11 protein-coding genes are annotated in these 10,378 nt (G+C 67.5%); 5 read left to right on the forward strand and 6 right to left on the reverse strand.

Annotated elements, in window-relative coordinates; all coding sequences use genetic code 11:
• Positions 1–49: 49 nt before the first annotated feature.
• The 3 genes from ABZU76_RS45170 to ABZU76_RS45180 form a co-directional block, all read right to left on the reverse strand.
• Positions 50–271: a hypothetical protein gene (locus tag ABZU76_RS45170; protein WP_354882658.1), complete on the reverse strand. Its 222-nt coding sequence runs from the start codon at positions 269–271 to the stop codon at positions 50–52.
• On the reverse strand, positions 268–1,062 hold the full coding sequence (locus tag ABZU76_RS45175) for a hypothetical protein (RefSeq protein WP_354882661.1): 795 nt from the start codon (positions 1,060–1,062) through the stop codon (positions 268–270). The genes ABZU76_RS45170 and ABZU76_RS45175 overlap by 4 nt, the downstream gene beginning before the upstream one ends.
• Before the next feature lie 657 nt (positions 1,063–1,719).
• Positions 1,720–2,595: a MurR/RpiR family transcriptional regulator gene (locus ABZU76_RS45180; protein WP_354882664.1), complete on the reverse strand. Its 876-nt coding sequence runs from the start codon at positions 2,593–2,595 to the stop codon at positions 1,720–1,722.
• A 703-nt stretch (positions 2,596–3,298) separates the two neighbouring features.
• Between ABZU76_RS45180 and ABZU76_RS45185 the strand changes: the two genes are divergently transcribed.
• Positions 3,299–3,679: a twin-arginine translocase TatA/TatE family subunit gene (locus ABZU76_RS45185; RefSeq protein ID WP_354882667.1), complete on the forward strand. Its 381-nt coding sequence runs from the start codon at positions 3,299–3,301 to the stop codon at positions 3,677–3,679.
• Positions 3,680–3,992: 313 nt separating this feature from the next.
• On the opposite strand, the gene ABZU76_RS45190 is transcribed toward ABZU76_RS45185, so the two are convergent.
• Positions 3,993–4,751 carry a GAF and ANTAR domain-containing protein gene (locus ABZU76_RS45190; RefSeq protein WP_354882670.1) on the reverse strand — a complete coding sequence of 253 codons (759 nt, stop codon included), beginning with the start codon at positions 4,749–4,751 and terminating at the stop codon, positions 3,993–3,995.
• Between the two features lie 696 nt (positions 4,752–5,447).
• Between ABZU76_RS45190 and ABZU76_RS45195 the strand changes: the two genes are divergently transcribed.
• Complete coding sequence (locus ABZU76_RS45195; RefSeq protein ID WP_354882672.1) at positions 5,448–5,918, forward strand: hypothetical protein; 471 nt, start codon at positions 5,448–5,450, stop codon at positions 5,916–5,918.
• Positions 5,919–6,008: 90 nt separating this feature from the next.
• On the opposite strand, the gene ABZU76_RS45200 is transcribed toward ABZU76_RS45195, so the two are convergent.
• Positions 6,009–7,118: a Vms1/Ankzf1 family peptidyl-tRNA hydrolase gene (locus tag ABZU76_RS45200; protein WP_354882675.1), complete on the reverse strand. Its 1,110-nt coding sequence runs from the start codon at positions 7,116–7,118 to the stop codon at positions 6,009–6,011.
• Between the two features lie 540 nt (positions 7,119–7,658).
• On the opposite strand from ABZU76_RS45200, the gene ABZU76_RS45205 reads away from it, so the two are divergent.
• The gene (locus ABZU76_RS45205; RefSeq protein WP_354882677.1) at positions 7,659–8,510 is read left to right on the forward strand and encodes an NmrA/HSCARG family protein; all 852 of its coding nucleotides are present in this window, start codon (positions 7,659–7,661) and stop codon (positions 8,508–8,510) included.
• 92 nt (positions 8,511–8,602) lie between these two features.
• Positions 8,603–8,884, forward strand: a complete 282-nt coding sequence (locus ABZU76_RS45210; RefSeq protein WP_354882680.1) for a hypothetical protein — start codon at positions 8,603–8,605, stop codon at positions 8,882–8,884.
• 93 nt (positions 8,885–8,977) lie between these two features.
• Here the strand turns inward: ABZU76_RS45210 and ABZU76_RS45215 are convergent, their stop codons facing one another.
• Positions 8,978–9,940 carry a TIGR03619 family F420-dependent LLM class oxidoreductase gene (locus ABZU76_RS45215; protein WP_354882683.1) on the reverse strand — a complete coding sequence of 321 codons (963 nt, stop codon included), beginning with the start codon at positions 9,938–9,940 and terminating at the stop codon, positions 8,978–8,980.
• A 70-nt stretch (positions 9,941–10,010) separates the two neighbouring features.
• On the opposite strand from ABZU76_RS45215, the gene ABZU76_RS45220 reads away from it, so the two are divergent.
• Positions 10,011–10,378, forward strand: a 368-nt coding sequence (locus ABZU76_RS45220; protein ID WP_354882686.1) for a helix-turn-helix domain-containing protein, incomplete at its 3' end; no start/stop codon positions are given.

Genomic DNA, 10,378 nt, shown 5'->3' on the forward strand with positions numbered 1-10,378 from the left:
CAGCCGGGTGCCCTGCGTTCACCCGGCTGCACTGCAGCCCCTAGCTCCCCTAGGGCTTTGTTTTAGGCCGGACGTCGATGACCAGGCTGATCGCGAACCCCGCCACGATCAGCACCGCACCGAGGACGGCCAGGCCTGCGTCGCCGAACAGCTGCCCGCCGACCGCGCCGAGCAGGATTGCCAGCGCGATCACGACCGCGACGGCGATCTTCCAGTCGTCGCCGACGATGAAGTCATACCAGAACTTTCCGAAGGCCTTCAGGAATTTCATTTCGCGACCTCGTGGGGAGTGGTGACGGCGGGGGAGGGGGAGCGCGGGGTTCGCAGGGCCGAGACGAAGATCCGGCTCAGCAGGAACCACACGACCAGGAGACCGATGATCGCGAGATCGCTACCGGGCCACTGCAGGCTTTCGTGTCCGCCGCGGAAGATGCCGATCCCTTCGACCGCCCAGTAGGTGCCGAACGAGGCAAGCAGCAGGCCGACACCGTACTTCAGGAGATTCTCGTTGATCATCGACAGCGGTCGCTTGAGCGCCACGGCCAGCGCGAGCACGATGACCACCGCGGCGACTGCGCCGAGGCTGGCGGCGGGGATGTTGTTCGCGTTCAGGCCGAAGGTGATCACGATGAAGACCACCTCCATGCCTTCGAGGAAGACTCCCTTGAACGACACCATGAACCCGAACATGTCAAGGCCGCCGCGTGCCGAGCCGGCAGCCTTGGCAGCCGCGACTTCATCCGCATAGATCGCGTCTTCGTCGTGCACCGCCTTGCGCCCCGAGGAGCGCAGGATCGCCTTGCGAAGCCACTGCAGCCCGAAGATCAGCAACAGACCGCCGATCGCCAGCTGGAGCGCGGATTCCGGCAACCACGTCGCCAGCGCGTAGCCGGCGGCCAAGGTGACGACGGCCAGCAGGGCGAGAGCTGCGGCCGTACCAGCCATCGCCGAGCGCCAGTTCCGGGTGAAGCCCATCGCCATCACGATGGTCGTGGCTTCGACCATCTCCACGAAACACGCGACGAAGGTCGCGATCATTAGCCCCCAGGTTGCCGCATTCACACGGCTCTCCTTCCGATGTCGGGTCGAGCTGCGAGATGTAACAGATGTTTCAATCAGACGTTAGTTACACCTTCGAGTGGTTGTCAACGGGTTCCGATGTGGTGTTCGGCTGCGGGCTCGAGCTGGCCCATCGATGACTCTTGGCCGGGGCGGTTGTGGTCAGGACTGTCCACAGTGGTCGGATACCACCGTGGCTGTCAGGCCGGATCGGTGCTGTTGGGAATGCTACAGTGTCTGCCAGAGACTGTAGCAACTACTACCCGACTGGACGAGTGCGATTCAGCCGACGCCGGGCGTTCCTCTGCCGGGGCTGGCTCGAGAACCAGACGTGGTCTCGGATTCGGGTCTGGGATCCGTCGAATCCGGAGGTCGGCGCGGCGCCGTCACTGGCCCTTGATTGAGCCGGATACCTGTCCGGCCGCGACGTTCCCGGGGGTGGTTCGCCAGTGCTCAGGAAGTAGGTGGCGTACATCCCGGAGATGTCTTGGGTGCGGCTGGGTGACCCTCGCCGGCGGTGGGTGTCGCCCTCGTGACGCGCACGCGAGGCTTAAGTCTTGCTGTGAGCTCAGCGCTCATGCGGATACTCCACGTGCGGCAAGAGCGGAATGAGTGTCGCACTCGGGCCGGTCGCGTTCGTTCGTGCGGGGCACTGCCGGTTCAGTGGTCCTGGCCGTACCGGAGTTCGTCGCGCAACCGGTTCATCAGCGCCATGGCGTGCAGTGCCGGCTCCTGCTCCTGCGCTGCGATCGCCAGGGTGAGCGCCTCGAACAGGGCGAGTGTGGTGGTCTGCATCTTGTACATCTGCGAGCTACCGGAAGGAGTGGCGAGCACGATCGTCACCCGGTCGCGCAGGGCTTCTCCCAAGGTGTCCGTGACCAGGAGAACCTTCGCGCCCACTTCTCGTGCGTGGTCCAGCGCGACGTCGATTTCCACGGTGATCTTCTCGTGCACAACGAGAACGACGACGTCGCGGTCGGTGAGCCTGAGTAGATCGTCGGCGAGGAGGAAACCCGACGTCAGGGCATCGCGAGCGCGGTAGCCGAGGCGGGTGAGCCGGAGCGTCAGGTACCGCCCGAGCATGCCCAGCGCACCCGTGCCCATCACCACCACTTCGCGCGCCGTAGTGAGCGCGTTCACTGCGGCGGCGAACTGGTCGGGACGAATCGAGCGCTGGGCCTCCCGCAGGAGGTGGATGCTCTCGGCGAACACCTTCGACAGCAGGTCGTCGGGGTCGGAGCCCACGACGTCCACGCGGCGGCCCAGCCGTCCGGCCGGGGTGAGGTGTTCGCGTACCTGTTCCTGCAGGATCCGCTTGAGGGCCGGAAGCCCTGTGTAGCCCAGGGCTTTGACAGTGCGGATCACCGTGGCGTCACTGGTTTCTGTGGCCCGGCCGAGTGCTTCCGCCGAGGTGAACGCCACTTCGTCTGGATGGCGCGCGAGGTAGTGTGCGACCTTGAGCTCGGTGGCGGTCAGGTCCTCGTGGCGAGCGGCAACCCGTTCCTCGAGAGATCCTGGGGGGTCCGTAGTGGTCATGACGATCCGCCCTCGTGTGCTCAATCCTATCCACAGTGGACAGTCTTCGGACGTGACGCGGACTGGGCAGTAGAGATCACTACGCCATCCGATCATGTCTGCAGCGTTCACTACAGCTTAGTATCGGACGCAGGGAAGTCAACGGTCAGAACTTTCGACGGCGGTTGTAGCGCTACCTGCACTGTCGCCACAGGATCGATCTGTATCGTTGCGCAGCCCTCTGCGGCGGGCTGCGCCCGTCCCCGCGGCAACACGAGGTTGACGTGAGCCGAGTTGGTCGGCGACGGCTGAGAAGAAGGCCTACTAACCGCTAGTGACGTCGCGTGTTGCGACAGCCGCGTTCCTGCGTCAGTGGTGAACTGGTTGGTCGCGCTGGTGTAAGCGGTCGGCGGCGGATGGCGCCGGTCGTGTCTCTTGATCCGTTCAGTGGCGGCGCCGATCACATTGGCCGGGGGAGGGCTGTGAAAGGGGGAGTCGTCGGCGCCGGGCATGTCATCAGCCAACCGCACCGATGGGATAAATCAGGCACGCCTGGTGTTGATTGCTATCGAGTCGGCCGCTGACTGCGACGCGCGCATGCGGCCTTGCAACCGGTCAGCACAATGGGGTCAATGGATCAGGTTCCTCCGCAGCCCCGATTTTGCCTACGATGGTGGGAAAGCTGGCTCCGTGATGGGTTGCGGCGGGTGTGAAGGAGCGTGGCATGGTCGGTCTCAGCCTGGATCACCTGCTGGTGCTGCTCGGCGCCGCACTGTTCATCCTCGGCCCCGAGCGGCTGCCCGAGACCGCCCGTTGGCTCGCGCGGACCATCCACACGATCCGTGGCTTCGCCGCGGGCGCCCAGGATCAGCTCCGCGCCGAGCTCGGCCCGGAGTTCCAACAGCTGCGCAAACCACTCCAGGAATTGCAAACGCTGCGCACGTTCGACCCGAAGACTGCCCTCGGGCGTTACCTGCTCGACGAAGCATTCACCGGACCACCGTCAACTGCTGCCACCGCCACCTCGCCCAGGGACCCGGTCACCACCGCCAGAACACCGCTGAAGCCGGGTGAACGGCCCCCGGTTGACCCGGACGCCACCTGATTTCAGCCGCTACCGCGGACCGGCGCCGCTTCGCCCGCGCTCCAAACCCGGCACGCCGCTCCGTGCGGCTCACAGGGCAACCAGCTGCGCCGTGCGCCCGGGCGTACGCACCGAGGTTCGGTGCCAGGCACTGAATCCGGTTTCGGACTCCGCAGTCATGAACGAGAGGATCGATCCACCGTGACATCAATTCCCAGGACAACGGCGCCCCTCAGCACCTGTCGGACCCGAACCTCCGTCCGCCCAGGGCCGGAAAGGAACACTCCACGCCAGTCCCGAACCATATTGGGGAGGTTGCTCCGAGCGGCGCAAGTTAGCGTGCGGGCGGGTTGTCGAACAGCTCCTGGATGGTGTCGGACCGGTTCACGACGTCGGTGGCCACCAGGCTGAGCTTGCGGCTGTGCGAGCGCGCGAAGCGCCGCAGCACGGCGAACGCCTCGTCCATCGCGAGGCCGAGACTGTTGGCGATGAAGCCCTTCGCCTGTTCGATCACCACGCGGCTGCTCAACGCGGTCTGCAATTGTTCGACCAGCACCTCATGCCGCTGGATCGTGCGCGCTTGCAGCAGGCCGATCGTGGCGACGTCGACCATGCCGCGCGCGACCCGTACGTCCTCGGGCGCGAGTTCGCCCGGCCCTGTGGAGAACAGGTTGAGGGCGCCGATGACTTCGGACCGCAGGCACATGGGGAAGGCGTGCACTGCGCGAAAGCCCTGGTCGATCGCGGTCGTCGCGAACGATGGCCAGGTCTCGGCATCGCAGTTGAGGTCGGCGACTGTCACGGCGTGCCGGAGGCGGAAAGCGTCGAGGCAGGGGCCCTCGTCGTATTGGTGCTCGACGAGCTCCAGCAATCGCACCTGCTCACTGGAGCTGGCGACGAGGCGCAGCTGCCCTTGGTTGTCAACGACCAATAGACCTGCAGCGTCGACAGGCAGCAGCTCGACGCTGCGCGCCGCGAGCAGGTGCAGGAAGTCGATGACGTCGAAGTCATCCGTCAGCGTGTCCGCCAGCTCGACGAATGTGTCGACAAGGCGTCCGTCCATCACCCGAACCATCTCCCGCCACAACACCACGCGCGAACTTCAGTGGGTTCCCCTGCGTAGAACTCAAACCGTACCGCCGCCAGGCAGATCGAGGTTTCCATCGGCCGCACCACGAATACCGACTTGCCGGAGTGCTCGCCGGCGCGCCGTGGGGACGATCCCAACGCGGGGAGGTCGTGTGCGTGATAGCCGTACACACCGAAGGCCGGGCCTGTGGGCACCGGCGCGCCTGGCGTGAGCCCAATTCCGCCGGGCCATCCGCGGCGGGAAGATCGCAGGTCATCAGTCTGACCAGGTGGCTCGCGAACCCAGGCAGACCGGCGTGGGCCGCGGCGCACGGCTCGACAAACCTGAGGTGGCGCATCGTCGCGCTCTCCGGGGACGCCGCGAAAGGCTCGGCGTCGACGTCTTGGCGCCACGCGACAAGTAGCCGCATCAGCATCTCGTCGATCGAGTCCTCGTTGGGCACACCATCAAGTCGTCGCTGGTCCCGCGGTTGTTACCGCAGCCGGGCCGCGTGCGCGGCCGGTGATCATTTCGTAACGCCGACCCCGCTTGGTGATGAACACCATTTGGCGGATGCTGCACGGCTCAATCTGGCCAGTTCGTCATGGCTGCTCATGGCCGGGGAGAACTGCTGGATCATGTCTATCGAGGCCGACATGCCTGGCGTCCTCGTGCCCAGCAATCTCGACGAGCATGCCCCATAGGTGGTGGCTAAGGATCTTGGCCTGGACCTTCTGGCCAGACACGAGTGTCAGGCTTTTCGGGCTTCGCCAGGCTGGCGCCCTCATCCCCCTTCGGCCTGGCATCTCGGTGCGCGAAGGTGATGACTTCGGTCACCGGTCCCGGGACTTTGCAGCTCAGGCGCTGCCCCCGCGCAAGCCGCCGTTGTCGGTCAACCACCTGTTGGTCAACGACCACTACGTCGGGGTCGACTGGCGAAAGTCTCCGCGCAGCACAGGCGAGGTCCTCGACGCGATGCGCGAAGTCTTGCGTGAAATGGCGGCCACGCACCTCAGCGATGAGGAGATCCGTCGAGCAAAACGGCGGCCCCGCAAGCCGCGGTTCACCGGGTACGAAGAGCGACTGCAGCAGTCGCGCGAGCGTTCGCGCCCGGCGGGCCCTCTCGAAGTCGCGCAACGTCTGTACGCCGCCGATTCAGTCCGGCTTCCTCCGGCGCCCGAAACGCTGTAGCACCTCACATCCGCGCCGTCCCCGAGAGCGGCTGAGCGGTGCAGCTCGCGCTCGGGGGGCAGTGCATCCGGCGGGATACGGGGTTGCCGCTTACTCCGGAGAACGCGTGGAGTGGCGGAGTAGTGCGGCGAACCCGTCGGGGAGGTCGATCCGCTCGTCCATCACCACCACGTCGGCCCCCACGGCCACCGCCGCGAACGGCAAGGCCTCGTCGGCCCGGTGCCGGGTGGGGGCCGGGGCACCGAGCGCTGCCAGCCGGGATTCGGTTACTCCGAGCTGAGCGGGCTCGGGACCGGTCAGCACCTCGAGGTCACCCGGGGCGCCGACCAGCAGGGTCGCCACGTTCGCCTCGGCCAGCGCGCCGGTGACCCCCTCCAGCCCGCACACGGCGCGTCCGGACCGACGACCGAGTTCGGCCCGGACGCGCTCGGCGAGGTCGTCCAGCTCGGCGAGGTGCCTGGTGCCGATCAGCTCGTGGATCCGCTCGTCGAGTTCGGCTCGGTTGGCGCCCGGTGCGCGACCGCCGGCGTCTGTCTCTGCGGTGATCTCGCGGACCGCTGCCGGCAGCAGGTCCTGCAGCTCGGCTCGCGACTGGACCTCACCGGCCAGCACGACGAGCCGGGCGCCGGTGCGTTCGACGGTCTTGGTGACGTGCGCGGCGACGTCCTCGAGGTTGTGCCGCACGGTCTCTTCGATGCGGTGCTGCAGATCGCGATGATCCACGCCGCCCGTGCGTGCCTTGTGCACCTCGTCGTCGCGGCCCTGAACGGTTTCCTCGCGCGTGGTGCCGTCGGTGTGGTGCACCTCGACGTTCGCGCCGACGCGGTCCACGAGTACCACGAGGTATTCGGGGGCGTCTGCACTGTGGGTGATCACGGGCAGGAAGTACGGCAGATCCGAGTACCTGACTTCCTGGGTGGCGGGTGGGGCCGCGAGCCGGTGGTCGGCGACGACCTCACCGTGCGCGGCGATCACGCTCCGCCCGGCCCGGCCGACCGGGGGTGTGCCGGCCTCGACAGTGCGCAGGATCGCCGCCACGCTCGGTGCGTCGGCGCCCTGCTCGGTCAGCGCGGCCTCGATCTCCCTGAGCCGCAGCCGAAGCAGTTTCGCGGCGTCCGCGGTGTCGTGCGATTCGTCGAAGTGCACCGACACGAACGGCCCGGTGGTGGTGGTCAACGGGCGCAGACCAGTCGTGTCCACAGGGACTCCTCTCACTTCCTCGACGGTGATCCGCTTGAGCTGCTCGAACGAAGCGCGCGGGGGAATCGGCGGAACCTTTGCGTCGCAGCGTACGTCCGGGACAGTCGGCACGTCAGCGTCCAGCGTCGTGGCTCAGGTAGGGCCGAGTCGCTGACGGGGCGATTCTGCCGAGCCCCATGCCGCCCGCAAAGTCTGCACACGGGACCTCCGGCAGAGTCCGCGACGGCTCGAACTTCGGTGCGTCGCCCCTCGGTCCCGAGCTCACCGTGGCGCGCGATGGTGACGGGAAGCCTCGCTTCGGCACCGTCGGAGAACGCCGACGCGGCCGGACCAACCCGATCTTTGCTCCGACGACCTCTGCCTGAAAATATTGCCGGCCAGGCCCCCCCACGAGATTCCAGCGCGCGGGACCCGGCTCACCGCGAGCCGCCGTACCCCCGCACCGACCGACGGTAAAGTGTTCCTCCGGGCGGACAGCCCGAACGGGAACGACGTACGCCGCGGCCGTGAGCTGGTCGGCAACTGACACGGGGGTGTGCGATGGCTGAGCGTCCGATTCTGGTGCTGGCCGCCACCGGCGGGCAGGGGCGTGCCGTCACCGCGGCGCTCCTGGACCGCGGTGCCGAGGTGCGGGCGCTGGTGCGTGATCCCGCCGGCCCGGGTGCACAGGCTCTGAGCCGGCGCGGTGTCGAGGTGGTTTCCGGCTTGCTGGAGGACGCCGTTTCCCTCACCGGCGCCATGCGCGGCGTGGCAGGCGTGTTCGCGTTGACCACGCCGTTCGAGTCGGGGGTGGAGGCCGAGGTAGCCCAAGGGCGGGCGATTCTCGCGGCCGTGCGCGAGGCGGACGTGCCGCACCTCGTGTTCAGCTCGGTCGCCGGTGCCGCTCAGCGGACCGGGGTCCCGCATTTCGACAGCAAAGCGATCGTGGAGTCCGAGGTCCGTGCGAGCGGGGTCCCTTACACGATCCTGGGGCCCACGTACTTCTTCGACAACGCTCTGGGTGATCAGGAACGGATTCTCGCGGGATCACTCGACCTCCCGTTGCCGAGTGACCGGCCGCTGCAGCAACTCGCGCGCTCCGATCATGGCGCATTCGCGGCCGAGGTGCTGGTAAACGCCGGGAAGTATGCGGGCCGGCGAATCGAGCTCGCCAGCGACGCCCCTACACCGGCGGAGATGTCGCGCTCGCTGAGCGACGCCGTCGGCCTCGAGGTGCGCCACCACCGGTATCCCGTCGAGTCCATCGGCAACCCGGACATGCACGCGATGTGGGAGTTCCTCAACGGACCGGGCTACCAGGTGGACATCACCGCGCTGCACGCCACCCATCCGGAGATCGGGTGGACTTCCTTCGCCACCTGGGCTCAGCAGGTCTTCGCCTCCGGATCGTGACCGCCGCGCCTGCCTCGGCCGGACCTCGGCCGGGCACCCGGAAGCATTTCAACGCAACCGTTTCCCGCGTTACCGGGCGTTAAACTCGCCCGATGAGCGAACGCGTCGAGGTCACCCGCACGGGCCCGATGGAGTACCGGGCGGTCGTGCAGGACGGGCTGGACACCACGCAGCACCGGATCACCATGTCGCACGCGGTGCTCGACGACCTGCTGATCCCCGACCTCGACACGCATTGCGTGGCGAGGGAGACGGTCAAGTACCTGCTCGACCGCGAACCGGGGGACGAAATCCCGGAGGAGATCGACCTGGACCAGCTGAGCAACCACGACAAGAGCTTCCTGACCGAGCTCAAGGCGCGGCTCACGAACTAGGTGTATTCGGCCACGAGGTCGGACACCCCAGCCGGGTGCTCCACGCCTCGACTCGACGTCGTCATCACCCGGCCACAGCGGCGGTGCTGATCCTCACGGCGCGAGGACGCCGAGCCGGTCGGCCGCCGCAATCACCTCACCGAGCGACTCGAGCCACGGGTCCACGTCGTCGGCCTGCAGGCCTTCGTTGAGCCCGAGGCCCTGGGCGGTGCAGAAGTACACCTGGGTCGCACCGCTCTCGCGGGCGGCCGCGAGGTCTTCGGCGATCTGCCGGGGCGATCCGCCGAGGAACGGTCGGCCTTCTCCGATCGGTTCACGGGTGATCGGGACCGGCCAGGGCACCTGGTTGACCACCGCGAGATCCTTGGGGTCGCGGCCGGCCTCCCGGGCGGCGTCGTGGAATGCGGACACGGTGTCGCGCAGGTCCTGTGCCGAGGAGGCGACCGGGATCAGGCCGTCCGCGATCCGGCCGGCGCGCTTGACGGCGGCTGGCGCGAACGCGGCCATCAGTACCGGAAGGTGGGCCTGGACCGGCTTGGGGTTCACCTCCGACGGCGCGATCCGGTAGAACTCGCCCTCGTGGCCGACCGGGTCCGGGCCCCACACCGCGCGCATCGCCGCGATGAATTCCTCCGTGCGGGCGCCCTTGCGGCTGCTCGGCACGTTCGCCGTGTCGAACTCGTGCTGCTGCCAGCCCTGTCCCAGACCGGCGATCGCCCGCCCGCCGCTGAGCTGGTCCAGCGTCGCGAACCGGCGCGCGAGCACCACCGGTACGTGCATCGGCGCCACCATCACCGCGCTGCCCAGCTTGATCCGCTCGGTCGCGGCGGCGACATAGCTCAGTGTCTCCAGCGGCTCGTACGTCGAGCGGTAGAACTCCGGCACCATGCCGATTTCCTTCGACCCGTACAGCTCGACCTTCTCGAGCGGGCGAAGTAGACGCTCGAACGTCCACAAGGCGGCGTAACCGAGCCGTTCGGCTTCCCGGGCGACCTTGACGATCGTCTCCGGCGAGGTCTGCGGCCCGGCAACGGGCAGTGCGAGACCGAGTTCCATGGGTCCTCCAACGCGTGAATCCAGTACTTCTTGTATATTAGAAGCTGTGTCCAATATAGTAGATCCATTGGTGGCGCAGATCGCAACTCGCGTCCGCGCCGAACGGGAGCAGCGGCAGTGGACCCTGGCGAAGGTCGCGGATGCCTCCGGCGTGTCCCGCGCGATGATCAACCGGATCGAGCGCGCCGAGAGCTGCCCCACCGCGATCGTCCTCAGCAAGCTGGCGGTGGCCTTCCAGCTCAGGATCTCCGACTTGCTGACCCCCGCCGGAGACTCCGCCGATGCCGCACCGGACAGCGGCCGGGAGCAGGTCACGGGGGTGCGCCGAATGGCCGACGCCACGGAGTGGCGTGATCCCGTCACCGGATATCGCCGGCGGCAGATCACCGGGCCACGCTTCCCCGCGGACATCGCCGAGATCCGCCTGCCACCTGGGGC

This window comes from Amycolatopsis sp. NPDC005232 (genome assembly GCF_040607795.1).
In the GTDB taxonomy this organism is placed as follows: Bacteria; Actinomycetota; Actinomycetes; order Mycobacteriales; family Pseudonocardiaceae; genus Amycolatopsis.

Bases quoted from the DNA above. Each gene is read 5' to 3' on its own strand.
- ABZU76_RS45210 (WP_354882680.1), top strand. From the start codon at position 8,603: ATGAGCGAACGCGTCGAGGTCACCCGCACGGGCCCGATGGAGTACCGG.
- ABZU76_RS45180 (WP_354882664.1), bottom strand. From the start codon at position 2,595: ATGACCACTACGGACCCCCCAGGATCTCTCGAGGAACGGGTTGCCGCT.
- ABZU76_RS45170 (WP_354882658.1), bottom strand. From the start codon at position 271: ATGAAATTCCTGAAGGCCTTCGGAAAGTTCTGGTATGACTTCATCGTC.
- ABZU76_RS45205 (WP_354882677.1), top strand. From the start codon at position 7,659: ATGGCTGAGCGTCCGATTCTGGTGCTGGCCGCCACCGGCGGGCAGGGG.
- ABZU76_RS45185 (WP_354882667.1), top strand. From the start codon at position 3,299: ATGGTCGGTCTCAGCCTGGATCACCTGCTGGTGCTGCTCGGCGCCGCA.
- ABZU76_RS45215 (WP_354882683.1), bottom strand. From the start codon at position 9,940: ATGGAACTCGGTCTCGCACTGCCCGTTGCCGGGCCGCAGACCTCGCCG.